Source organism: Nonomuraea sp. NPDC049028 (assembly GCF_043197735.1).
GTDB lineage: Bacteria > Actinomycetota > Actinomycetes > Streptosporangiales > Streptosporangiaceae > Nonomuraea.
Window position 1 is genome coordinate 302,948 of record NZ_JBICTR010000013.1, and the last position, 22,873, is coordinate 325,820.

Here is a 22,873-nt window from a genome sequence, read left to right on the forward strand (position 1 = left end):
GCCGGCGAGTTCATGACGGACGTCAGCGCTACCTCCTGGGGCAGACGGCTCAGGAGTCGGATCGCAGCAGCTCGGCGGCCTCCTGGTAGGCATCGGCGGCGCGGTCGAAGTAGTCGAAGAGGACGTCGAGCTGCTCGGTCGAGTAGCCGGCGAGGATCGCGCCGACCTTCTGCCGGGCGGGGGCCATGACCTGGTCGAGCTCGGCCGGTTTGCCGATGGGCTCGACGATCACCTTGCGGCGGTCGTCGGGTGCCGGAACACGGCGTACGTAGCCGGCCTGCTCCAGCCGATCGATGAGCCGGGTGGTCGGCCCGGTGGTCAGCCCGGTGCGCGTGCCCAGCTCGCCGGGGGTCATCGGGCCGGTCAGCTCCAGGATGTTCAGCGCGTACAGATCCGTGGCGCCCAGGTCGCACGCCTTGGCGCTGGCTTGGCCGTGCAGCATCACCGCGCTGAGGTAGCGGCGGTAGAGCCGGCCGGCGTCCGATCGTCCCGGTGTGGTTGACACGCGATTCTCCGCTTCATATTCTCTTCTTCAGAGAAGATACTTCGTTAAGGAAGTAACTGCTCCTTAGAAGCTATCACGAGAGGGTATCGCCATGACCACCACGATCGACCTCGCCGCCATCCGTACCGTCCTCCAGCGCAGCCAGGACGCCTGGAATCGCGGAGACGGCGCGGCCTACGGCGCCTGCTTCAGTGACGACGCCACCGACGTCACCTTCGTCGGTACCGTGTACCACGGCGGCGCCGAGATCGGCCGCGCCCACCAGGCCCTGTTCGACAGCTTCCTCAAGGGCACCCAACTGGTCATGGAGATCCTCGAGATCCGCCGCTACGGCGCCGACACCGCCGTCGTGGTCACCCGTGGCGAGGTCGTCAAGGGCGCGCCCAAGAAGCTCGGCAAGCTCGCCACCTACACCCTCGTCCGCGAGGCCGACGGCCAGTGGTGCATCGCCGCTGTCCAGAAGACCAAGCACAAGGGGCTCATGGAGGCCGTCTCCTTCAAGTTCCAGCCCGCCACCAAGCCCGCCGCCCAGTAACCGCCACCCAATAGCCCGCCGACGCTCGGGGAGGAATACACCTATGAGCTCCATCGCCGTCATCGGTGCGGCCGGCCGTACCGGACGGCTCATCGTCGAGCGGTCCCTGGCCGCCGGACACCGCGTCACCGCGATCGCCCGCCGGGCCCAGGCCCTCCAAATGACCGAGCCCGGGCTCACCATCCGCACCGCCGACATCCTGGCCCCCGGCTCGCTTCAGGGTCTGCTGGACGACCACGACGCGGTGATCTCCGCGCTCGGCGCCGCCGGACGGGGACCCACCGCCGTCTACTCCACCGGCACGGCCGAGATCATTTCCGCCCTCAAGCCCGGTGCCCGGCTGGTCGTGATCTCCTCCGCCGGGCTCGGCGTCCCCACCGGCGCCGGACCGGGCACCCGCCTGGCCGCCCGCCTCCTGCACCGCCTCATGCGGCACACCTACACCGACATGGCCCGCATGGAGGATCTGCTCTCCACCAGCGGCCTGGCCTGGACCGCAGTACGCCCCACCAGGCTCACCGACCGGCCGGCCACCGGCCATCCCCGCGTCTCCATCGGTGCCACCGCCAGGGTCGGCTCCCAGACCTCCCGCGCCGATCTGGCCGCCTTCGCCCTGGACGCGATCGACGACCCTCGCAGCTATCGGACCGCGGTCGCCGTCTCCTCCTGACTGCGGAGTGACTACGGACTGACTACGGACGAAGTTTCGCGAGCAACTCGCCGCCCGTTCTTGTTCGATGAGCCGCTACCTTTGCCGACGGCTGCGGCCTGGCGCGGCGTCGGCGAAGCGATGGTTGACGGGATCTGCGATGGCGCGCGTGCCGGAACGGCGACAAGGGCGTACCGAGGCTATTCGTCGCTCTACGCATTCCTTCTATGTGCGCGATGTGAGAGGCTCACATGCCCGCGAAATGTCCCATTGTTGTCCTAGGTGCCATAGAAGCGAACGTGTTAACTTTCTCGCAATAGCCGCTCTTCATCGCAGGAAAGAACCGCAATGCGCCCGGTCGGGTGGCGGATCAGAAAAACAGCCATTGCCCTGGGCGCGATTCTACAAGTGCCGTTCGTCATGTGGTTCACCGGAAAGATCCAGCGGGAAATCACCAGGCAGGGGAGAAAGAAATGAAGAGAATGGCATGGGCTGCCGCGATCGCCATGACAGCAGGTCTTCTGGCTAGTGCGGCACCCTCCGCATCGGCGGCCTCACCAACGGACAACGGGGTTCACAATACGAGCACGATCGCCCTCGGCGCCGTCGAGGTCTGGAGGGGGGCCGGCTGTATTTACCGCCAGGGTTGTTACGATGCCCTGATTCCGGCCGGGCAATATTCAGGCTGGCGGCACACGGCTGCTATTTACTTCGGAGACAATTATTGCTTGCGAGTCCGCAACTGGCTACCAGGAGGTGGTCTGGGGCCCGTACAGATCAGCCCTGAGGGGCCCAGGTGGGCCCTATTTCCCGATGCCCCTCCTGGTTTTGACGTGAGGGCGGTGCCGATCGGCGATGCCGGCTGCGACACCTCGACAGCGGCCTCCAAGGGTGCAGTGGACTTTGTTCGGGCCGAGTAGTAACGCCAGCGGGTCTGAAGGCACTTGACCTGTTTGCCTGGGGGTGTGAAGCCCCAGGCAAACCCGGCGCCGCATCGGCGGTTGAAAGACAAGCTCAGAAGGCGTTGACCAGGACGACGTAGACGGCGGTGCCGATTCCGACGCTCAGGATGGTGCGGCGGCCTGAGGCGAGGTGGATGACCGCGGTTACGGCGACCGCGAGCAACGCGTACAGCGTCGTGTGCGGGTCGGCGGTGATGGTGCCGTGCAGGGCGGTCAGGGCGAGGATGGCGAGGATGCCGACCGGCATCCAGACCGACAACTGCGCCACGGCGGCCGAGCCGCGCAACGTGCGCAGCGCCGCGAAGGGGACGGCGCGCAGGGCGAAGGTGATGCTGAAGACGATCGCGAGGACGGCGAGGATGTAGGCGAGGTCAGGCATCGTCGGCCTCCCGGACGGGTCGGCGGGCGGTGAGCGCGTGGCGGGCCAGCAGCAGGGCGACGAACAGCAGCAGCGCCGTGAACATGGCGACGCCCGGGGTGACGATGAGGGCGGCGGTCACGCTGGCCGCGGCGAGCAGCACGGAGGGGATCTCGCGGCGGGAGCGGAACGCGTCCAGGGTGAGCACCGTGAACAGGGCGCACAGGGCGAACTCCAGGCCCTTGATCGGTGCGGGCAGGGCCGCGCCGATGGCGACGCCGACCAGGCCGCCGCCGACCCAGTAGGTCTGGCAGGAGATCTGCATCGCCAGCAGCCGGGCCGCCGAGCGTTCCGACTCGGGGAGGGAGGCGTTGACGGCGTACGCCTCGTCGATCATCGCGTACACGGCGTACGCCTTCGCCCACCGGTTCTTGACCAGGTGAAGCGGGAAGGAGAAGGCGTAGAAGACGTGCCGGAAGTTGACCACCAGGACGGTCAGCGCGACTGCGGCGAGCGGTGTGACCGTGGCCATCATGCCCACCAGCAGGAGCTCCAGGGAGCCGGCGAAAGCGGCCAAGGACAGGGCGGGGGCGAGCCACCCGGGCAGGCCGGCCTGGAGGACCAGCAGGCCGAGGGCGATCCCCAGCGGGAAGATTCCCAGCCCAGCTGAGAAGGAATCGCGCACACCCGCGGCGATCCGCTGGCGCCGGGTGGTGTGGGCGGGGGTCACCGCGGTCGGGACTAGTACATCTTGCACCCTTCTAGGGTGCCGGAAAACGGCTGTTATGTGGTTGCGGATATTGCTCAGCCAGAGGTCTGCGGTGCAATATTCTTTCGTGGACTCGATTGACAGAGCAATCATCGCCGAGTTGGAGCGAAACGGGCGGCTGACGAACGTGGAGCTGGCCCAGCGGGTCGGGCTCACCACCGGGCCGTGCCTGCGGCGCGTTCAGCGGCTGGAGGCCGAGGGCGTGATTCGCGGCTACCGGGCGGTCATCGACGCCGCCGCCGTGGGCCGGTCCTTCGAGGTCCTGGTCGACCTGACGCTCGACGCCCAGGACGCGGAGACGGTCGAGCACTTCGAGCAGACCCTGGCGCGGGCTGAGGAGGTCGTCGAGCTGCGGCGGTTGTTCGGCAGTCCCGACTACTTCGTGCGGGTGGCCGTGGCCGACCTGGCCGCCTATGAGGCGTTTCTGAGCCAGTACGTCATGACCATCCCGCGCGTCCGAGGCATCACCTCGCACTTCACGCTCAAGAACCTCAAGCCGGCTCCATAGCGCGCACGACCTGCCCGGCCCGCCGGGATGGGCAGGTCGTGCGCGGGGGTCGCCATCCTGTTCAGCGGCCTGCCGGGCCAGATGTTCTCCCAGCCGACCAGGTCCGCGCAGCCGGTGCTGCTGGAACTCGAAGGCTGCCTCATGGACGCGCTGCGCCACCGGTTGGTCAAGGCGGGCAGCGAGGAGGACGAGCAGGCGCTCGCTCTGCGCGCCTCCGTGCTGTCCCGCGCCAACGTCCTCGCCTTTCAGGCGCTTCCCGAGGAGGAGCGGACGCTGGAGTCGGCGCGGCGGCCGGCCCGCCAGGCATTCGACATCCCGCGCGACACATGACCTCGCGGTGCTGGGCCGGTCTCAGAGCCCCGTCGAAGCTCTGGCGGTCGCGGCGACGTGCTCGTCGGCGGTCATGCCGAGGTCGGGGTCCTGCCGGTTGAGGTCGTGCTGGTCGTCGGCCCATCGCTGGTAGTCCCGCCGTACGGTGCGCTCGTCGGAGTCGACGATGCGGGCGATGTCGGCCCAGGTGACTCCGGCCAGCACCGCGTGGTGAATGTTGGCGGGATGACGCACGGTACGCGCGATGCACTCCGCCAGCCCCAGCAGCTCGATGTGCTCGGCCACGGTAAGGGGAGGACGGTCCTCGGCTCCGTGCCGGTCGGGGTCATAGATCCCTCGGGTCACCAGCTCGATCCGGGCGCGAGCCGACGCGTGCTTGGCGGCCAGCTCGTCGTAGCGCGCCAGCTGCTGACTGACGGGCATGTCGTAGCGAGCGTCGCGCCAGGTCGCGATGTGTTCGGGCACGGTCATGATGACTTCTCCAGGGTGATTCGGGGGCGTGACGACGAGCACGGCAGGAAGCCAGAGCGCCGCCCCGGCTGATCGACGCTGCCATGGCATCCTGTGGATGCGGGGATGATGACATGAAGCTTTCCGAATGCGTGACACCGGGTTCGGACGTAAGGCATCCTCTTCCGCCTGGCCGGGCAGCTGGAGCGCGCCCGCCCATGGGCGGACCGGACGCCGGCCGTCTGGGCCGGCAGCCACCAAAACGTTAGGTGAGGCGTTCGAGCCAGCGCAGGAGAAGGGCGACCTCGGCAGGTTCGAGGGCGTCGGTGCCCCCGAGGCCGAGTTGCGCGTGCAGGCGCAGTGCGGCGGTACGCAGCGGGTCGGCGTCCTCTTGAGCGGTTGTTTCGGTGAGCACGTATGAGAACACGGCGTCGCGCATGCGATGGGACAGCGCGGGGTCGTCGAACAGGGCCGGGCCGGCGATGTGGTTGAGGGCGTTGCCGATGCTCGCCGACAGGATCAGCTGGGCGGCGGTCCGCGGCTCGACCTTCAGCGCGCCCGTCGCCGCGCACCGTACGAGCGTCGCCACCAGCAAGTCGAACACGCGATCCCGAGCAGTAGAGTGAGACCACGGCCGGGGAGTGAACATCAGCTGGTAGAGGGCAGGATTCTCCCTTGCGAACGCCATGTGGTCGTCCCAGCCGGCGCGCAGATCGGCCACCGGATCGGCTGTCTGCTCCTGCGCGGCCTTGAGCGTGGCGTACCTCTCATATCCGTGGTCGGCGATGGCGTCCAGGAGTCCTCGTTTGTCGCCGAAGAGCCGGTAGAGCACGGGCTGGCTCACACCGACCGCCTCACAGACCGCCCGCGTGGCGATCTCGTTGTCCGAGGAGGTCGCCAGCTGACGCTCCGCGGCTTCGATCATCGCCGTGCGAAGGGAGTCCGTTCCTGTCATGCGACCAATGATACGCCACAGCGCTAGCGACGATACGAAGACCGTGCTACCGTCGTGCCTTAGCGGCGATATCGCTGATGCGTATCGACGATACGAATGGAGGGGTTTCCATGAACGAGCAGCGCGTAGCAGTGGTCAGCGGCGGCTCCCGCGGGATCGGCCGGGCGATCGCGACGACTCTGGCGGCACAGGGGTCCGCGGTCGTCGTCGGATACCAAGGGTCGGCCGCGGCCGCCGCCGAGGTGGTCAAGGAGATCACCGCGGCCGGCGGCCGGGCGATCCCGGTGCAGGCCGACGTGGCGGACGAGGCCGCGGTCGCGGCGATGTTCGACGAGGCGGAGAAGGTCTTCGGCGGGGTCGACGTCGTCGTGAACTCCGCGGGACGGCTGTCACTGTCCCCGATCGCCGACCTCGACCTCGCCGACCTTGACGCCCTGCACCGCACCAACATCCGCGGCACCTTCGTCATGGCGCGGGAGGCCGCGCGTCGCGTGCGCGCCGGAGGCGCGATCGTCACCCTGTCCACCTCCGTGGTGGGCCTGCAGCTCCCCAACTATGGGGCGTACGCCGCCAGCAAGGGTGCCGTCGAGGCGATGACCCTCATCCTGGCCCGCGAGCTGCGCGGGCGGGACATCACGGCCAACGCGGTCGCGCCGGGGCCGACCGCCACCGACCTGTTCCTCGAGGGCAAGGACGAGGCCACGATCGAGCGGCTCGCCAACCAGCCCCCGCTCGCGCGGCTCGGCACCCCGGAGGACATCGCCCGGGTCGTCGCCTTCCTGGCCGGCCCCGCGGGGCACTGGGTCAACGGGCAGGTCGTGCGCGCGAACGGCGGCATCATCTGACGTCCGCCGAAGGCTCATCTCTGAATCATCCACACGAAAGGGAAAACACCATGCCGTTCGCCAACCTCAAGGTGCCCGCCGACACCCTGACCCCCGAATCCAAGAAGAAGCTCATCGACGCCGTCACCGACGCCTACGCGGCCGTGTACGGCGAGCGGGCCCGGGCGAACACCCTGGTCCTCATCGACGAGGTCCCTGATGGCGGCTGGGGGCTCGGCGGGGACATCCTCACCGCTGAGATGCTCGGCCGAAGCTGAGCACCTGTCCCACCCGTGAGTGGCATTCGTGCAGGTAAAGGGCCATTTGGGGGTGGTATGTTCGTCCCATGAGTCCGGAAGACCTCGCTAATCTCGCGCACCTGCGCCGAGCGCGCGATCTGATCGACCGGGAGTACGCGCGGCCGCTCGACGTGCCGACGATGGCCCGCCACGCGCTCATGTCGCCGGGGCACTTCTCGCGACGGTTCCGGGCGGCCTATGGCGAGACGCCGTACAGCTATCTCATGACCCGCCGGATCGAGCGGGCGATGGCGCTGCTGCGCGAGGGCATGAGCGTGACCGACGCGTGCATGGCGGTCGGCTGTACGTCGCTCGGCTCGTTCAGCTCGCGGTTCACCGAGGTCGTGGGGGAGACGCCGAGCGCGTACCGCGGCCGGGAGCACCGCGTCGAGGCGGCGATGCCCGCGTGCGTGGCGAAGGTGCGCACGCGGCCGACACGAAACCCGCCGAGCAGGATCGGAGAAGCGGATCGCGTCGCCGCCGCCTAACGTGGGCGACATGACCATCGCACTCCGCTACTGCCACATCACCGTCAACGACGTGGACGAGTCGCTCGCCTTTTACCGCGACGCGCTCGGCCTTGAAGTACGCAACGACGTCGCCTCCGGCGGGTTCCGCTGGGTCACGCTCGGCAGCGCGACCCAGCCGGACCTCGAAATCGTGCTCTCCGAACCACACGCCGGCCGTTCCCAGGCCGACGGCGACGCCCTGCAGGAACTGCTCACCAAGGGTGTCCTGTCGATGATCATCTTCAGCACCGACGATCTCGACGCGACCTTCGAGCGGGTCCGGGCATCCGGCACCGAGGTGCTGCAGGAGCCCATCGAGCAGCCCTGGGGGCCGCGCGACAGCGCGTTCCGCGACCCCTCGGGCAACCTGGTGCGGATCCAGCAGGCGCCCAAGGCGTAATACTCGCGTTCAGCTTCTGGAGCTGGCCGGGGTGGGGGAGGCGACCGTCATGACGAGGGAGCGACGGGTCGCGATATCCCAGAGGCGTGCCGTACCGTCGTAGGAGCCGCCGCTGACCAGAGACCTGCCGTCCGGGCTGAAGGCCAGGTCGGCGATCTGCCCGCTGTGGCCGGTCAGTGTGTCGAGCGGGCGCGTGGTGGCGACATCCGTCAGCACGATCGTCTTGTCCTCACTGGCGCTGGCCAGGGTCTTGCCGTCGGGCGTGAAAGCCAGCGCCGTGACCTCGCCCGTGTGACCGGTGATCAGGGTTCGGGTGCGGCCGGTGGCCACGTCCCAGAGCCGGATGGTCTGATCGATGCCGCCGCTGGCGAGGGTCTTGCCGTCCGGACTGAACGCCACCGACGTCATCGGCGCCTCGACGCCACCGCTGCCGCTTTCGTGGCTGCTGGCATGGTTTGATCCGTATAGCAGTGCTGTGGTGATGGCTGTCGCTCCGACGACCACTGCGAGCCCGGCCAGGAGAACGACGCGGGGCCGCCGCCGCCACATCGCGCCGATCGAACCCGCGATGGCAGATGGCTTCAGCGTGACGGGCTGCCGAGTTGGGCTGGCTGGTTGAGGCGGGGGAGAGGGCTCGACCGGTGTGGCGGGAGCCTGGGACGTGGCGGCGGGTTCCGGTTCGGCGGTCGCCGGGGACGTGGCGGTGGGCTCGGGCTCGGCGGCGGGTTCGGGCTCGGCGGTGAGGGCAGGTTGAGTGGTGCGTTCGGGTGGAGCGGTGGTGCCCGGCCCGGCGGTGGCGAGGGCTTGGGCGGCGGCGGCGGAGACCATGCGGCTGCCGTCGTCGGCCAGCTCCCGCAGGGCCATCCGCGCGGCCAGGGCGAGCCCAGCATGTGCGCCGCGCAGCAGGCGCTCCAGCTCCCCGACAACGGCGGTGCGCACCGTGGGAATCGGATTCTGCAGCGCTTCGCGTAGTTCGGCGGGCAGTTCGCTGGGCCGTTCGACCGGGCGGGCCCGCCGGGCGACGACCAGATCACCCTGGACGTCGAACGTCCACTTGCCCGGCGTCTGCTTGGGGGTGATCGTGCGCACCCGTTCGTAGACGAAGTCGTACAACTCATTGATGCCCACATACCCGTCCTGGTTGAGATCGGCCTCGCCGGTCTCCAGCCCCTGGACGAGCACACCGGTGAACACGGACGGAGCGGGCTGCCGGTCGTCGGCCAGGTCGAGGCCGTCGAAGGCGTACTCCAGCGCGTTCGAGGCGGTGATGACGACGCGCCCACGCCCGCCGAACTGGTCCTCGACGTGCATGCTGAACCCGGCCCTCGGCATCGCGCCGCGCGCGAAGGCACCCGCGTAACAGCAGTCGAGCAGCAGGACGATGCGGCGGCAACGACTGCGGCTCATCCCCCGGTTGACGAAGTCGGCCGGCACCGCTGTCGCGGCGAGCCGGTTCAGCTTGGTGCTGGAGGTGGCGAAGTACAGATCCCCGCTGTCGTCCTTCACACCGTGCCCGGAGAAGTGCAGCAGGAGCAGGTCGTCGGGATCGCGGTCGGCGAAGAAGTCCTCGATCGCATCGGTGACGACCGGTGTGGGCTCGTTGACCAGCGTACGCACCTCGAAATCGCCGATCGCGGGATCGCCCAGCACCCGGGTCAGCGCTTCGGCGTCCAAGGCAGGCGCGCAGCCGGCGCAGCCCCGAGTCGCGGTAGTCGTCGCAGGCCACGATCAGCGCCACCCGCCGGCCGCCGCGAGGAGCGGCCTCGGTAAGCTCCTGCCGCGCCTGGCGGCGGGCCAGCCGCTCATCGATCAGCCGGCGCTGATCCGCCGACGACACCCCGGTCACCTCGAGCACGTCGCCGTCGAGACTCATCTTCACCGAACGATCCCGGTGCCGCGTCAGCCAGGCGGTCACCGCCTCCACGATGGCGCCGAGGAACTCGGTGCCCGCCAGCGCGACCGTCAGGCCGCCGATGGCGAAGGACAGGATCGCCCTGCTGCCCGGCGGCGTCGCACCCGCCTGGGAGAGGCTGACCATGACATCCATGTCGAGCAGTTCGGCGCGGAGCGCGGCGGTCAGCTCGTCCAGTTCCTGCGGATCCGCGGAGTCGTCGACCACCCACAGGTTCAGCTGGTTCGTTCCACCCGCCATAGCGGCTCCCACAGGGAAAGGATCCGGGCTGCGTCGAGTGGAGCCTATCCGGGGCTCATCTCGATACCGTCACCTTCTCCGTACCGGAGCGAGCCTGCTCGATCCGCGCTGCGAAAGGAGCGCCGGTAGCTGTCAGGTGGGACTCCGACGATCCGTTTGAACTGGCGCCGCAGCGTCGTGGCGGTGCCCATGCCGGTGGCGACGGCGACCGCCTCGACGCTCTCGTCGGTGGCCTCCAGCAACTCCTGGGCACGGCGTACGCGCTGGGTCAGGAGCCACTGAAGCGGCGTCTGCCCGGCCACTGACCGGAACTGCCGGCCGAGATTGCGCGGACTCGTGTTCGCCTTCCGCGCCATGTCGGTCACCGTCAGCGGCTGATCCAGCCGTTGCCGGACCCAGGCGAACAGGTCGGCGAGCAGGTGGTCGCCCCGGACCTGCATCGGCGTGGCCACGAACTGGGCCTGACCGCCGGGCCGATGCGGTGGCATGACGAGGCGGCGGGCGACGGAGTTGGCGACGGCGGCGCCGTGGTCGAGGTGGATGAGGTGCAGGCAGAGGTCCACGGCGGCGGCCTTGCCCGCGGCGGTGAGCACGCTGCCGTTGTCGGTGTACAGGACGTCCGGATCGACCACGGCCAGTGGATGGCGGGCGCTCAGCTCCGCGGTGTGAGCCCAGTGAGTGGTGGCCCGCCGGCCGTCCAGCAGGCCCGCGGCGCCGAGCACGAACGCTCCGGTACAGAGGGAGGCGATCCGGGCCCCCGACTCGTGGGCCGCGCGTACGGCTTCGACCAGCTCCGCCGGCGGCGGATCGTCGATGTCGGCGCACGCGGGCACGATCACCGTGTCGGCACCGGCCGAGCGCTCCAGCCCGCAGTCGGGCTCGACCATGAACGGGCCGACCCGCACCGGCCCCGGCCCGCAGAGCAGTACCTCGTACCAGCCCTCCGTGGCTTCGCTCGGGGGATTGCCGAAGATCTCGTAGGCCACCCCCAGCTCGAAGTGCAGCAGGTGACCGGCGGTCAGCAGCGCGACGGTGGGCATGTCCGAAAGTGTACGCATGATGGCGTTCCGGACCCTCACCGTCGGGTCCCGCCCACCGCGAGACTGAGGCCCTCAGAACATCGAGATGGGGGAACCATGAGCACGACGGTCGCAGTGGTGGTCTACGGGGCGACAGGGCACACCGGCCGCTTCGTCGTCGCCGAGCTACGCAGGCGTGGCATCGCCACTGTCATCTCCGGCCGGGACGCGGCTCGGCTGGCGGCGCTGGCGGCCGAGTGGGCCGACGTGGTCGTGCGGCCGGCCGGCGTGGACGACGCGCGCGCACTGGACCGGGCGCTCGCCGGTGCGGCGGCCGTGATCAACTGCGCGGGACCGTTCGCGGTGACGGGCGGCCCGGTCGTCGAGGCGGCCTCGCGCGCGGGGATCCCGTACGTCGACGTCGCGGCCGAGATCGAGGCGAACGCCGCGATGTTCGCCGACCACACGGCGGCCACCCGACCCGTGGTGCCGGCGATGGCCTTCTACGGTGGGCTGGGCGACCTGCTGGTGACCGCGGCGATGAGAGAGTGGACCGCCGCGGACGAGGCGCACGTCGCGTACGGGCTGAGCAGCTGGCGTCCAACCGCGGGCACGCGGGCGGCCGGACAGGTGTCCCATGAGCGTCGCGGGGGCCGTCGGGTGCGGTTCACGGACGGCGCGTTGCAATACCACGACGACAAGGCGGTGGAGCAGGACTGGCTCTTTCCAGAGCCGCTGGGCCGGCGGGCGGTGATCGCGGAGTTCACCATGGCCGATGTCGTCACCGTTCCAAGTCACCTGGCCGTGCCTGAAGTCCGCACCTACATGACCGTCGAAGCCGCGAGGGACCTGGCCCGGGAGGACACGCCGGCGCCGGAGCCGGTCGACGCCCTGGGGCGGTCGAACCAGACTTTCGTCGTCGACGTCCTGGTACGCGCGGGCGGCGTCGAGCGCCGCGCCACGGCCCGGGGCCAGGACATCTACGCCATCACCGCACCTCTGGCGGTGGAGGCCGTCCAGCGGATCCTCACCGGGCATACCCGGACGACGGGCCTGGCCTCGGCGGGCGCGATGTTCGACGCGGCGGACTTCCTCCGGGCGCTGAGCCCGCACCTGTCGGTGGAGCTTCCGCACTGACCGCATCCATCGCGCCGCGCCGGGCCTGAAGGACAGCGGCGGTGTGATGCTTACTTGGCGGGCGCGTCGAAGGTCCACACGGCGCGCGCGCCGGGGCCGACTGCGAGGGTGGACCGGCCGATCCGCTCCTCGGTCATGGACAGCAGGGGCTTGTTGAGCGACATCTGGATCTGCTTGAGGCCGGCCTGCTCGCGCGCGACGGAGTCCAGCTGGATCCGGGTGCCGCCGCCCTCGGCGACGACGCCACCGCCGGGAAGCGTCCGGACGGTGAAGCCGCCGGCACGCAGCAGCGGCACCGTGTTGGCGAGGTCACGAGCGGGCACCCCGATGCGAATGGAGGTCACGTCACGCATCAGGTGGTCGCGGTAGTCGTCGGGCAGGTAGCGCTCCCGGCCGACGTCGCCGGGGAAGCTCTCGGGCTCGGTCTTGCTGCGCGGGTCGGCGAAGTACTCCGGCAGGTATTCCATCGCCCACGGGTCGAAGGCGTCGTACTGGTCGCCGGTGGTACGGATGGTGTCGAACCACGGCACCTTGACCCCGTCGCCGAAGTCACGCGTCTGGCGGTACGGGAACGGGTTGGCGATCCCCGCGGCCTTCAGGCGCTCGGTCACCGTGGCGAGGTCCCCCGCGCGCTCGACCGAGGTCCCGAGCCCGGCGGAGCCGAACTCGGCGTCCTGGCCGGGCAGGTCGCCCACCGAGAACAGCTCCAGATAGGTCTCGCGGCCCTTCAGGTAGCGGCCTTTCCAGGTCATCCCGCCACCGGTCGTGGTGCGGACCTCGAAGTTGGCGAACTTCCGGAGGTAGTCGGAGTTCTCGACCGCGTCGGCGGTCTCCTTGTCGACGACGCTGTAGGCGTGGTTGTAGAAGAGCAGCTGACGGTCGGGCTTGGGCCGGCTCTCGTCGGCCATCGCCGCGCTCGCGCCGCCTGTGACCGCCCCGGACAACGCGACGGTGAACGTCGCGGCGAGGACGGTGATCGTCCGTAAGGTTCGGTGAATCAGCATGGAGGTGATCTTAGGTTTGGGAAGATCACATCCACTGAAGATTTGACAAACCTCTAACAATGCGCCGGAACCATGCCCACCGCCCTCGCGAATCCGCAGGTCAACCGCCATGCCGCCCGGCCGCTCTGTGTTATGCGCGTCGCTGCCGCCCCATGCGATGATCGCTAGATGTCGTCGTCACGTACGTCCGCCGCCCTGACCGGTTTAGCCCTGGCCGTCCTGGTCGCCGGATGCGCCGATCCGGCCGCCGACCGGGTGTCGCTCATCAGCGCACCCCAGCCCCTGACGTCGCTCACGGTGGTCCCGTCGCTGCCCTCGCCCATGGTGTCCTCGGGTCCCGTACGGCACCCGTTCCCGATGGCGACCTCCTTGGCCGAGCCCATGGCGACCGGAGCGCCCCTGACCGCGACGGGCCCGCCGCGGTTCTTCGTCTCCGCGCGCACTCCGCTCACCCACTTCCCCGGCAGGTCCAAGACCGCCGTCTTCACTCCGGTGCCGCCCGCCGTGCACAACGCCGAGACCGGGTCGTTCATCGCGAACATCCCGCTGCCGCCCGGCGCTGAGAGTTCCTGGCACCTCGTGGCCGCCGCCCGGGACAACCGCACGTTCGCGGTCGCCGGCTGGACCGAGCCGAAGAAGCCCCGCATCTGCTTCTTCCTGGTACGTCTCGGCGAGGACGGGCGGCCCGGTAAGCCGGTGGCCGTCACGCAGACCGACCCCGACGACCTGACGTTCGTCTTCGACCTCGCCCTCAGCGCCGACGGCACCCGGCTGGCCTACTCCACGCCGCTCATCGGAGGTGGCGCCAAGATCTCCGTGCTCGACGTCGCCACCGGCCGGCGCCGGGACTGGAAGACGATGGCGCACTCGATGGTGACCGGCCTGTCCTGGGCCCCGGACGGCCGCTCGCTCGCGTACGTGCTGGGTGGCCGGGCCATCGCCTCGCTCGACCTCGCCCGCCTGGACGCCGACCCGGAAAGTGCCGCGTCCCGGATCATCAAGAACACCACGGGCGCCATGCCGATCGAGTCGGTGGCCCACACCCCCGACGGCAGCGCGTTGATCTACGCCTCCGGGCACGTCGTCGAACGCGTACCCGTGGCAGGCGGGCCGGCGCAGGTCCTGGCCCGGCCGGAGCTGCCGCCCGGCGCCTCACAGAGCCTGCGCTTCAGCGTCGACGGAACCGGCGAGCACCTCCTGTATGTGCACGACTGGCGCGCCTACCGGGTCGGCCTCACCGACGGCGCGGCCACCTCGGTGCCGATCACAGTCGACCAGCGTCCGGGTGAGGGCGACCCGCCGCGCGCGGCCTGGTGACCACCGGGCTTCGTGAGCTCGGCGGGCCAGGTAGAGGTCAGCCGGCTTCGGCGGAGTCGAGATGGCGGGTGTCACCGAGGATGACGACCTGACGGTTGTGGAAGAAGTCGTCTTCGCGCAGCGTGGTGATGCTGCCGGACGGCGCCCGGAAACTGGCATGGCCGACCGACTCGATCGGCATCTTGATCCAGGACGCCACTGGCCTTCCCCCCGCCTCTCCGTAGGTGGGGTCCAGGGTCGCTTCCACGCCGGACAGCTTGGCAACCTTTTCAGCCCTCGACGTGGTGCGTCGCCTCCGGATGGGTGACGGCGTAGATGGTGCGCATGAGTGAGCTCTTCCTGTAGGGGAAAGTTCCGGGATGATCTTAAGAGCGGCCCTACCGGTGATCGGTGTCGGTGGTGTAGCGGGCGGCGACCTCGGCCGCCTTACGGGCCAGAGCCTGGCGAAGTTCGGCCGGAGCGAGGACTTCGGCGTCGGTGCCGAAGGCCAGCAGTACCTCGGCTGCGGCCAGGGAGCGGAAGCGCAGCTCGACGTGCACCCGCTCCGGGTGGTCGTCGGCGTCCGGCGAGAGGTCGGTGGGAGGAGGCCCGGCCAGGTCCGCTTCGTGGATGCGCAGGAATCTGGCAAGGATGTCCCGGTGGACGCTGACCGTGACGGGCAGTGGGGCGGGGATGTCGTCGATGTGGCGGCGCAGGCCGTCCCAGACGTCGGCCAGTTCGAGGCCGTCGCGGCGTCGTACGGGCTCGTCGAGGATGCCGGCTGACAAGGCTCGGTCGGTTCGGAAGAGTGCGGGCTCGCCGCGGTGGTCGGCGACGAGGTACCAGACGCCTGCCTTGTTGACCAGGCCGTACGGATCGAGCGTGTAGGAGCGGACGCGGTTGTCGCGGCCGTGCCGGTAGCGCAGGCGCAGCCGCCGGTCGGTGAAGATCGCCTGCTGGAGTACGGCCAGGTCGACGGCCGGCCCGGTGGCGGGGTGTGCCGGCCCGCCGCGCCAGCGCACCGGGTCGATGAGGATACGACGGCTGGCCAGGTCGGCGTCCGGCCGGTGCGGGGCGGGCAGGGCGGCCATCAGCTTGCGCAGCGCGGAGCCGAGGGCCCGGCCCAGGCCCAGCTCGGTGTGAGCATGATCGGACAGCAGGACGAACAGGGCGCGAGCCTCGTCGGCGGTCAGGCCGGTGACGTTGGTGCGGTAGCCGGGCAGCAGGGCGATGCCGCCATGGGGCCCGCGCACGGTGTAGACGGGCACACCGGCCGCCGACAGCGCCTCGATGTCGCGCATGACGGTGCGGACCGACACTTCCAGGCGCTCGGCCAGGTCTCCGGCGGGCAGCCGGCCGTGGGTCTGGAGCAGCAGCATGATCGACAGCAGGCGCTCGGACCTCATGGTTCCAAATTTACCTATGTATATGACAGCACCTGACATATACCTCGGCGAAGCTGCGGGCAGACGAGCCACCTACAGGAGGCGGCTTCGAGCGTCCCGGCCTTGCCAGGGACAAAGCACCACGAAAGGAACTGTGCTGTGACCGCAACGAACGCGCTCGCCCAGAAGGTCGCCGAGGACTTCGTCCGCGCGTGGACCAGCAAGGACGTAGAGAAGGCCCTGAGCCTGCTCGCCGACGACGTCGTGTGCGAGGCCCCGACCGGCACATTCGAGGGAGTAGAGGGCTACCGCCGGTTCCTCGAACCGTTCGCGAACACGCTCATCGGCGCCACCGTCATCGACGTCCTGGGCAACGACACGAACGCGGCGACCGTGTACACCGTCGACACGCCCATCCTGCAGGACTTCCGCGGCATCGACTACCTCACCGTCGAGAACGGCGAGATCACGCGCGTGATCAGTGTCTTCGACCTGCTCCCGATGGCTAAGGCCAGAGGCGACATCCAGCACTGACCCGGCCCCGCGCCGACGGGACCGCATACGTGAGAGGCGACAGCCTCGGTCAGGAGGCGCGGGGCTGCTCGGCCGCATCGCGGGCAGCCATTCAGGCGGTGTACGGGTCGAAGGCCGCCCGGTTCTGGGCGACGAAGCCCTCCACATCGAGAGGGTCGGCGCCGCCGATCTTCTTCACCAGGTCGTTCGTACCGGCGAAGACGCCGTTGCGGTAGTCGACCGCGACGGCGAGAAGGTGCTGGATGAGGTGCTCCGGCGCGCCGCGGTTCTCCAGGATGGTCCTGAACTCGTCGAGGCTGATGGGCACGTACGTGACCTGACGGCCGAGTGCCTGCGACATCTTCTCGGCGATCTCGTAGTGGTTGAGCTCCACCGCCCCGTACAGCGGATAGATCTTGCCGGCGTGCGGGGCGGGATCCTCCAGGATGGCCGCGATCACCCTTGCCTGGTCGCTTTCAGCGATCGGGGCATGGCGTCCGTCGGCGAAGGGCAGCCGCAGTTCGCCGGTTCCGTCGGCCCAGGTGTCGATCAGCCACTGGGCGAAGAAGGTCGGGCGGATGTGGGTGACGGCCACCGGGAAGCGGTCCAGCACGCGTTCGGCGACCCAGTGCTGGCGTGCCGCGTTGCTGGCGGAGTCGCGGCGGGCGGAGATTTGCGACATGTTCACGATCGCCCGCACGCCGCTCTCCTCCGCCGCCAGGGCCACGTTCGCCGTGGCGTCCATCAGGCCGTGACGGATCGGGTAGGTGAAGTACAGGGCATCGATCCCTTTCATCGCCTCCGCCAGGGAGTTGAGGTCGAGGACGTCGCCTTCGACGATCTGCGCCCCGAGACCGGCAAGCCTCTCGGAGCGCTCATCGACTCGGCGGACGAGCGTGCGGACGTGGTGACCGCGCTGAAGCAGAAGCTCGGCGGTGTGGCGACCGGTCTTTCCCGTCGCCCCGATCACCAGAAGGTTGCGTTCCATGATGGTTTTCCGTTTCTAGAGAAGTGCCGGTGCGAGAGTGCGTCCATCCATCCACTTGTTGTCGCTCATGGACTTTTCCTTCCCGGTCACGGTCACATGCCTGAAAGCAGCGACCGCCGCATTACTTCGAGAACGTCTAGTTGTTACTCCTTCTTTGGAATTAGCGGCGTGCGGCGGGGTGGATGGTCGTTCGCCGCAGAACGCTGACCGCTCAGCGGATCGCCCCTGACGCCTGAGTCGTCACCTCTCGTGGTTCTGGCCGGGGGCGGCCTCGGTGGGAACGTCCCGGACGACCTCTGTCAGCTCGCCGGAATCGACGTTGTAGAAGAGGCCATGAATCTCAATGTGCTTCGGCGTGCCTTGGCTCTTACGGATCAGGTTCACGTCGTAGCTGAGTGACTTCTCGAAGTCGGCGATGCGGATGCCGTCCCAGTCGTACACGCACGAGATATCGGTGTGCTGTTCACGCTTCCACGCGTCGATGATCCCCTCCTCCGTGAAGGAGGTCCCGCCACAGAAGGAATGGTGTACGACGACAACCCGCTCGATTCCGAACAGGTGCTGGGAGACGGTGATCGAGCGAAGAGCGTCCGCCGCGCGTCCGCCCCCGACGATGAGGGGGAACACCGTCGCGGTAGAACCTATTTTCCGGCCGGTCTCGTCGAGAATGAGTTCTCCAGGATACACCTCGTCACCGAAGTAATCGGCCACCGCTTGCGCGACGCCGGCCGCCCGGGGGTCGAAACAGTAGATGGCGATCGTCCTGACGGGAATCGAACTGGTGACGATCTTCCGGACCGTCGGTTCGCTGTATCCCGGCTGCCCGCTGAACGTGAATTCGACAAAATTCGACATGCTTGACTCCAATTCTTGTGGGCCTACTCTCCCCACGGGCCATTCGTAGGTCAGGTAGGTCAGCAGTCCCATGCGTTCGGGGACCTGCGGCCCGTGCCGCGGCGAGGCTCGCCTCAACCAGCGGCCCGGTCGGGAGAGCGAGTACGTCGTTCTGCGGCCCTTCCGAGAGGGCGGCGGTATCGGTCATGACTCGACGGTACGAGGCCAGGAACCCGGGCAAAAGTGGCACGGATGCCATCCAGCGCTACAATCGTGCCACTATGGCAGACAGACACCACGTCGCAGTGCTCGTACAGCCCGGGGTGCTCCCGCTCGAGTTCGGTGCCGCGACGCAGATCTTCACCATGGACCCCCACTATGAGCTGACGGTCTGCGCTGACACCGAGACCGGACTGGTGCCGGGGTACGGCTTCGCGATCACCGTCGCGGCCGGCCTCGAGGCGCTGGACGACGCCGACACTGTGATCATTCCGGGTTACGACGACATTGACGCGACCCCGTCAGCTGAGCTGCTGGCGGCGCTACGGGCGGCCCACACCCGAGGCGCCCGGCTCGTCTCCATCTGCACCGCGGCCTTCACCCTTGCCGCGGCCGGGCTGCTCGACGGACGCCCCGCGACCACACATTGGCGGGCGGCCGAGCAGTTGCGTCGGCGCTACCCACGCGTCGATGTCCTGCCAGATCAGCTCTACGTCGACGACGGCGACATCCTCACCTCCGCCGGCGTCACCGCGGGGATCGACCTGTGCCTGCACCTGATCCGCACCGACCTCGGCGCCGCGGCGGCGAACACACGCGCACGTGATCTCGTCGCGCCGCCACGGCGACGGGGAGGTCAAGCGCAGTTCGTCGAACAGTTCCGCCCCGAAGCGAGCGGAGATGTGCTTGCTCCTCTGCGGGAGTGGATGATCGACAACCTGGCGAAGCCCCTTGCCGTCGACGACCTCGCGGAACGCGCCCATATGTCGCGGCGGACGCTGATCCGCCGCTTCCGCGAGGAGACCGGCACTCCGCCCATGGCCTGGCTGACCGACGCGCGCATCGACCGGGCACGCGAACTGCTGGAGGCGACCACCGTGCCCATCGAGCAGATCGGCCGCCTCACCGGGCTCGGCGCTCCCGCTTCCTTGCGGGCCGTGTTCCATCGGCACCTTGGCACCTCGCCGCAGGAATACCGGAGCCTGTTCCGTCACAAGGACGAGATGGCGGACGCCTGACCGGTCACACCCGCGCGTCAGCCGTGCTCGCGCCCGAAGGCCCGGATCTTGGCGAACATGTCCTCCAGCAGGAAGCGCACGTCGACCTCCTCGCAGACCCGGATCGGGTGGTTCGAGCCGGGCAGGTAGGAGCCGTCCGCGCCGAAGCGGGGAGCGGGCCTGACGCGCAGGTTTCCGCTCGCGGGGTAGAGCATCAGCGCGACGGCCGGTGAATCGCCCAGCGAGCGGGACTCGATCGGGCCGGGGTGGTACGTCGCGTTCCACTCGTGCAGCTGCTTGATCAGGTAGCGGCCCAGCGGGCCGGCGTCGCCGATCTTCTCCTCTAGTTCGGCGTAGCTCACCGAGACCTTGGTGTAGACGTCTCTGGGCACCTGCCACACGGTCATGCCGGAGTCGAACACCACGTTGGCGGCGTGGATGTCGTTGGAGAGGTTGAACTCGATCCGGGTGCCTTCGTCGTAGCCGCGGTATCCGGAGCCGCCGATCCAGATCACGACCAGCGGGCGTCGTACGAGGTCGGGGTCCAGTAGGATCGCCGAGGCCATGTCGGTCAGCGGCCCGAGGAAGGCCACATAGAGCGGATCCTCCTCGCTCGCGAGCTTCGACTCCTCGATGATCAGCCGGGCGCCGGGAGAGTCCACGGCGGTGTGCTCGTCCGGCAGCGGCGTCGCCGCGCCGTTCGCGACGGTGACGGAGCCGGTCAGGCCGAGCAGATCCAGCAGGAGATCGATCTCCTCGCGGGACTCCTCCATGCTCCGCTGCGACCGCCAGGTGCCGAAATGGGCAGGAATGAGCCCGCGCATGTCGAGAGTCGGCGACAACAACCCGTGGACGATGGCGAACTGGTCATCGGCCTCGTTCTTGGCGTCGGTGTTGATGATCACTCTGCGCTTGCGCATCGCAGCTCCCGTTGCATAATTATGCACTGCCGCATAATCTTCCGTTCCGGTAGGTTGTCCGATCTTCGGGGCGCTGTCAATGAGGAGCGCTGTCAACGACTGGCAGACGATCTCGGATCACCTGGCTGCCTGTTATACGGTTAACCGTGTCGATTCACCCGGTTACGGTGGCGGGCGCCGTCGCCGACGAGCTGTGCCGTCGGCTGCTCGCCGACCTGGAAGGCGCAGTGCGGAAGAGGAGCGTGCACGGTGACCTTCAGCGATTTCGATGCCCTCAGCTTCGACTGCTACGGGACCCTCATCGACTGGGAGGCCGGTATCGCGGCCGTCCTGCGTAAGTGGGCCGGCACGCATGGTCTCCGGATGACTGACGAGCAGTTGCTGACGGCGTACGCGACGCACGAGGCGCAGGCCGAGGTCGAGCACCCCGGCGACCTCTACCCCCGGATCCTGGCCCGCGCGATGCGGGGCCTGGGTACGAAGCTCGGCGTGCCGGTCAGCGACGAGGAGGCCGAGCGGCTGGCGGTCTCCGTGCCTGACTGGCCGGCCTTCCCCGACTCGGCGGAGGCGCTCGAGCGGCTCGCGCGCCGGTACAAGCTCATCATCTTGTCCAACGTGGACCGGGCCTCCTTCGCCGGCTCGAACAAGCGCCTCGGCGTCACCTTCACCAGCGTCCTCACCGCTGAGGACATCGGCTCTTACAAGCCGTCTCCCCGTAACTTCGAGGCGCTGATGAGCGAGGCCGGGCGGCTCGGGGTGGCCGACGGCAAGCTGCTGCACGTGGCGCAGAGCCTGTTCCACGACCACGTGCCGGCCAAGGCGGCGGGCCTGCCGACGGTGTGGATCGACCGCCGTCATGACAGCGCGGGCGGGGGAGCGACGCCGGCGCCGTCGGCCGACGTCACCCCGGACTGGACCTTCACGTCCATGGGCGCGTTCGCGGACGCGGTCGATGCCGACAACTCTGTTTGAGGGTACGCGCTCGTAAACAGCCAGAAAGGCCGCCAAAGTTTACACAGAGAGTTCAACGATACAGTCGAATGCATGACGGCCTTCAGCCGGGACGCCGCCCGTCCCCTCGCCGGCGGCGCCCTCACCGCGCTCCTGTCTCCGGCCACCCGCCTGCTCGGCCTCGGCGAGCCCACCCACGGCGTCGAAGCCTTCCTCGAGCTGCGCAACGAGCTCTTCCACCACCTCGTCGAGCACGAGGGCTACCGCTCGATCGCCTTGGAGAGCGACTGCCTCGCGGCCCTGGTCGCCGACTCGTACGTCACCGACGGCACCGCCACCCTCGACGACGCGATGAGCCGCGGCTTCAGCCACGGTTTCGGCGCCTCACCCGCCAACCGTGAGCTCCTGCGCTGGATGCGCGCCTACAACGAGCAGCGTCCCCCGCACGAGCGGCTCCGCTTCTACGGCTTCGACGCCCCGCTGGAGGTGATCGGCGTCGCCAGTCCCCGCCCAGCCCTGACCGCGCTGTACGACTACCTCGCCGCCCACCTCGACCTGGCCTGGAGCCGCGAGACCCTCGACGAACTCCTCGGCTCCGACGAGCGCTGGATCGACCGGGGCATCATGGATCCCACCGAGTCCGTCGGCCGCACCCCCGAGGCCAAGGAACTGCGCCTGCTCACCGACGACCTGCGCGTGCTGCTCACCGCGCACGCGCCCCACCTGACGGCCACCACCTCACCCGACGACTGGTGGCGCGCCGGCCTGCACGCCCGCACCGCCGCCGGGCTCCTGCGCTATCACGCCGGCCTGGCCGACACCGCGCCCACCCGCCTCGGCACGCTCATGTGCCTGCGCGATGCGATGATGGCCGACAACCTCGACGCCATCGTCCGCCGCGAGGCCCGTCGCGGCCCCACGCTCGCGTTCGCCGGCAACCGCCACCTGCAGCGCGACAAGAGTCACTTGTGGTTCGCGGGTCAGTCGCTCCAGTGGTGGAGCGCGGGCGCCATCATCGGCACCCACCTCGGCGACCAGTACGCCTTCGCCGCCGCCACCTTCGGCACCCGCGACTCCGACGTCCCTCCTCCCGACACCCTAGAAGGACTCCTGTCGACCCTGCCCCACGCCCGCGCCGTCATCGATCCCGGCCGCCTCGCCGCGACCCTCGACCGGAAGCTGACGCCTCGCGTGCCGGCCGACCACACCTACCTGTCTCTTGACCCGGCCACCATCGACCGGATCGACGCCATCGTGTTCGTCAAGGAAATCTGAGCCACCCATCGTGGCCGCCGTCCCCCGAAGGGGGTGGTTTGTCAGACGACCGCCTCAATCCCTGTGACGGCCTGTCGTGGCTGGGGTCCCTTGATGGGAATGCCCCCTTCGGGGGGAGATAGCCGACCG

Annotated in this window: 27 protein-coding genes; 14 read left to right on the forward strand and 13 right to left on the reverse strand. The window is 69.0% G+C overall.

Annotated elements, in window-relative coordinates; all coding sequences use genetic code 11:
• Positions 1-49: 49 nt before the first annotated feature.
• Positions 50-505 carry a MarR family winged helix-turn-helix transcriptional regulator gene (locus ACGFJ2_RS44750; RefSeq protein ID WP_393478984.1) on the reverse strand — a complete coding sequence of 152 codons (456 nt, stop codon included), beginning with the start codon at positions 503-505 and terminating at the stop codon, positions 50-52.
• A gap of 91 nt (positions 506-596) precedes the next feature.
• On the opposite strand from ACGFJ2_RS44750, the gene ACGFJ2_RS44755 reads away from it, so the two are divergent.
• Together ACGFJ2_RS44755 and ACGFJ2_RS44760 are read left to right on the forward strand one after the other, a co-directional pair.
• The gene (locus ACGFJ2_RS44755) at positions 597-1,040 is read left to right on the forward strand and encodes an SgcJ/EcaC family oxidoreductase (protein ID WP_393478987.1); all 444 of its coding nucleotides are present in this window, start codon (positions 597-599) and stop codon (positions 1,038-1,040) included.
• Positions 1,041-1,083: 43 nt separating this feature from the next.
• The gene (locus ACGFJ2_RS44760; protein ID WP_357958750.1) at positions 1,084-1,710 is read left to right on the forward strand and encodes an NAD(P)H-binding protein; all 627 of its coding nucleotides are present in this window, start codon (positions 1,084-1,086) and stop codon (positions 1,708-1,710) included.
• Between the two features lie 993 nt (positions 1,711-2,703).
• On the opposite strand, the gene ACGFJ2_RS44765 is transcribed toward ACGFJ2_RS44760, so the two are convergent.
• A complete protein-coding gene (locus ACGFJ2_RS44765; RefSeq protein WP_357958746.1) occupies positions 2,704-3,030 on the reverse strand; it encodes an AzlD domain-containing protein in 327 nt (108 codons plus the stop codon).
• On the reverse strand, positions 3,023-3,766 hold the full coding sequence (locus ACGFJ2_RS44770) for an AzlC family ABC transporter permease (RefSeq protein WP_393478990.1): 744 nt from the start codon (positions 3,764-3,766) through the stop codon (positions 3,023-3,025). Before ACGFJ2_RS44770 ends, ACGFJ2_RS44765 begins: the two co-directional genes overlap by 8 nt.
• Before the next feature lie 79 nt (positions 3,767-3,845).
• Here ACGFJ2_RS44770 and ACGFJ2_RS44775 point away from each other — a divergent pair, with 79 nt between their 5' ends.
• On the forward strand, positions 3,846-4,286 hold the full coding sequence (locus ACGFJ2_RS44775; RefSeq protein WP_357958740.1) for an Lrp/AsnC family transcriptional regulator: 441 nt from the start codon (positions 3,846-3,848) through the stop codon (positions 4,284-4,286).
• 27 nt (positions 4,287-4,313) lie between these two features.
• Positions 4,314-4,616, forward strand: coding sequence for a hypothetical protein (locus tag ACGFJ2_RS44780; protein WP_393478994.1), 303 nt, complete (start codon positions 4,314-4,316; stop codon positions 4,614-4,616).
• Positions 4,617-4,637: 21 nt separating this feature from the next.
• Here the strand turns inward: ACGFJ2_RS44780 and ACGFJ2_RS44785 are convergent, their stop codons facing one another.
• Both ACGFJ2_RS44785 and ACGFJ2_RS44790 read right to left on the reverse strand, forming a co-directional pair.
• Entirely contained in the window at positions 4,638-5,087 is a 450-nt protein-coding gene (locus tag ACGFJ2_RS44785) for a hypothetical protein (RefSeq protein ID WP_393478996.1), read from the reverse strand.
• Positions 5,088-5,331: 244 nt separating this feature from the next.
• Positions 5,332-6,021 (reverse strand): TetR/AcrR family transcriptional regulator, encoded by a 690-nt coding sequence (locus ACGFJ2_RS44790; RefSeq protein WP_357958733.1) that lies wholly within the window; start codon positions 6,019-6,021, stop codon positions 5,332-5,334.
• Between the two features lie 110 nt (positions 6,022-6,131).
• Here ACGFJ2_RS44790 and ACGFJ2_RS44795 point away from each other — a divergent pair, with 110 nt between their 5' ends.
• From ACGFJ2_RS44795 to ACGFJ2_RS44810, 4 genes are all read left to right on the forward strand, one after another.
• Positions 6,132-6,866, forward strand: coding sequence for an SDR family oxidoreductase (locus tag ACGFJ2_RS44795; RefSeq protein ID WP_357958730.1), 735 nt, complete (start codon positions 6,132-6,134; stop codon positions 6,864-6,866).
• Positions 6,867-6,916: 50 nt separating this feature from the next.
• Complete coding sequence (locus ACGFJ2_RS44800) at positions 6,917-7,123, forward strand: tautomerase family protein (RefSeq protein WP_357650494.1); 207 nt, start codon at positions 6,917-6,919, stop codon at positions 7,121-7,123.
• 68 nt (positions 7,124-7,191) lie between these two features.
• Positions 7,192-7,632 (forward strand): helix-turn-helix transcriptional regulator, encoded by a 441-nt coding sequence (locus ACGFJ2_RS44805; protein WP_393479001.1) that lies wholly within the window; start codon positions 7,192-7,194, stop codon positions 7,630-7,632.
• A gap of 10 nt (positions 7,633-7,642) precedes the next feature.
• Entirely contained in the window at positions 7,643-8,053 is a 411-nt protein-coding gene (locus ACGFJ2_RS44810) for a VOC family protein (protein WP_393479003.1), read from the forward strand.
• A 9-nt stretch (positions 8,054-8,062) separates the two neighbouring features.
• Here ACGFJ2_RS44810 and ACGFJ2_RS44815 read toward each other — a convergent pair whose 3' ends face one another.
• The gene (locus ACGFJ2_RS44815) at positions 8,063-9,727 is read right to left on the reverse strand and encodes a caspase family protein (RefSeq protein ID WP_393479006.1); all 1,665 of its coding nucleotides are present in this window, start codon (positions 9,725-9,727) and stop codon (positions 8,063-8,065) included.
• A gap of 522 nt (positions 9,728-10,249) precedes the next feature.
• Complete coding sequence (locus ACGFJ2_RS44820; RefSeq protein ID WP_357958718.1) at positions 10,250-11,245, reverse strand: helix-turn-helix domain-containing protein; 996 nt, start codon at positions 11,243-11,245, stop codon at positions 10,250-10,252.
• A 96-nt stretch (positions 11,246-11,341) separates the two neighbouring features.
• Between ACGFJ2_RS44820 and ACGFJ2_RS44825 the strand changes: the two genes are divergently transcribed.
• A complete protein-coding gene (locus ACGFJ2_RS44825; protein ID WP_393479008.1) occupies positions 11,342-12,361 on the forward strand; it encodes a saccharopine dehydrogenase NADP-binding domain-containing protein in 1,020 nt (339 codons plus the stop codon).
• Between the two features lie 50 nt (positions 12,362-12,411).
• Here the strand turns inward: ACGFJ2_RS44825 and ACGFJ2_RS44830 are convergent, their stop codons facing one another.
• On the reverse strand, positions 12,412-13,365 hold the full coding sequence (locus ACGFJ2_RS44830; protein WP_357958712.1) for a DUF5829 family protein: 954 nt from the start codon (positions 13,363-13,365) through the stop codon (positions 12,412-12,414).
• 168 nt (positions 13,366-13,533) lie between these two features.
• On the opposite strand from ACGFJ2_RS44830, the gene ACGFJ2_RS44835 reads away from it, so the two are divergent.
• Complete coding sequence (locus tag ACGFJ2_RS44835; RefSeq protein ID WP_393479011.1) at positions 13,534-14,682, forward strand: TolB family protein; 1,149 nt, start codon at positions 13,534-13,536, stop codon at positions 14,680-14,682.
• A gap of 37 nt (positions 14,683-14,719) precedes the next feature.
• Here ACGFJ2_RS44835 and ACGFJ2_RS44840 read toward each other — a convergent pair whose 3' ends face one another.
• Complete coding sequence (locus ACGFJ2_RS44840; protein ID WP_393479013.1) at positions 14,720-14,929, reverse strand: hypothetical protein; 210 nt, start codon at positions 14,927-14,929, stop codon at positions 14,720-14,722.
• 130 nt (positions 14,930-15,059) lie between these two features.
• Positions 15,060-16,067 carry a helix-turn-helix transcriptional regulator gene (locus ACGFJ2_RS44845; protein ID WP_393479016.1) on the reverse strand — a complete coding sequence of 336 codons (1,008 nt, stop codon included), beginning with the start codon at positions 16,065-16,067 and terminating at the stop codon, positions 15,060-15,062.
• A 138-nt stretch (positions 16,068-16,205) separates the two neighbouring features.
• Here ACGFJ2_RS44845 and ACGFJ2_RS44850 point away from each other — a divergent pair, with 138 nt between their 5' ends.
• A complete protein-coding gene (locus ACGFJ2_RS44850; protein ID WP_393479018.1) occupies positions 16,206-16,580 on the forward strand; it encodes a nuclear transport factor 2 family protein in 375 nt (124 codons plus the stop codon).
• Between the two features lie 91 nt (positions 16,581-16,671).
• Here the strand turns inward: ACGFJ2_RS44850 and ACGFJ2_RS44855 are convergent, their stop codons facing one another.
• Complete coding sequence (locus ACGFJ2_RS44855; RefSeq protein WP_393479021.1) at positions 16,672-17,547, reverse strand: NAD(P)H-binding protein; 876 nt, start codon at positions 17,545-17,547, stop codon at positions 16,672-16,674.
• Positions 17,548-17,787: 240 nt separating this feature from the next.
• Positions 17,788-18,402 carry a carbonic anhydrase gene (locus ACGFJ2_RS44860; protein ID WP_393479023.1) on the reverse strand — a complete coding sequence of 205 codons (615 nt, stop codon included), beginning with the start codon at positions 18,400-18,402 and terminating at the stop codon, positions 17,788-17,790.
• 260 nt (positions 18,403-18,662) lie between these two features.
• Between ACGFJ2_RS44860 and ACGFJ2_RS44865 the strand changes: the two genes are divergently transcribed.
• On the forward strand, positions 18,663-19,619 hold the full coding sequence (locus ACGFJ2_RS44865) for a GlxA family transcriptional regulator (protein WP_393479026.1): 957 nt from the start codon (positions 18,663-18,665) through the stop codon (positions 19,617-19,619).
• A gap of 17 nt (positions 19,620-19,636) precedes the next feature.
• On the opposite strand, the gene ACGFJ2_RS44870 is transcribed toward ACGFJ2_RS44865, so the two are convergent.
• Positions 19,637-20,518 (reverse strand): nucleoside hydrolase, encoded by an 882-nt coding sequence (locus ACGFJ2_RS44870; RefSeq protein WP_393479028.1) that lies wholly within the window; start codon positions 20,516-20,518, stop codon positions 19,637-19,639.
• A 249-nt stretch (positions 20,519-20,767) separates the two neighbouring features.
• On the opposite strand from ACGFJ2_RS44870, the gene ACGFJ2_RS44875 reads away from it, so the two are divergent.
• Positions 20,768-21,490, forward strand: a complete 723-nt coding sequence (locus ACGFJ2_RS44875) for a haloacid dehalogenase type II (RefSeq protein WP_393479031.1) — start codon at positions 20,768-20,770, stop codon at positions 21,488-21,490.
• 72 nt (positions 21,491-21,562) lie between these two features.
• Positions 21,563-22,744: an erythromycin esterase family protein gene (locus ACGFJ2_RS44880; RefSeq protein WP_393479034.1), complete on the forward strand. Its 1,182-nt coding sequence runs from the start codon at positions 21,563-21,565 to the stop codon at positions 22,742-22,744.
• Positions 22,745-22,873 lie beyond the last annotated feature (129 nt).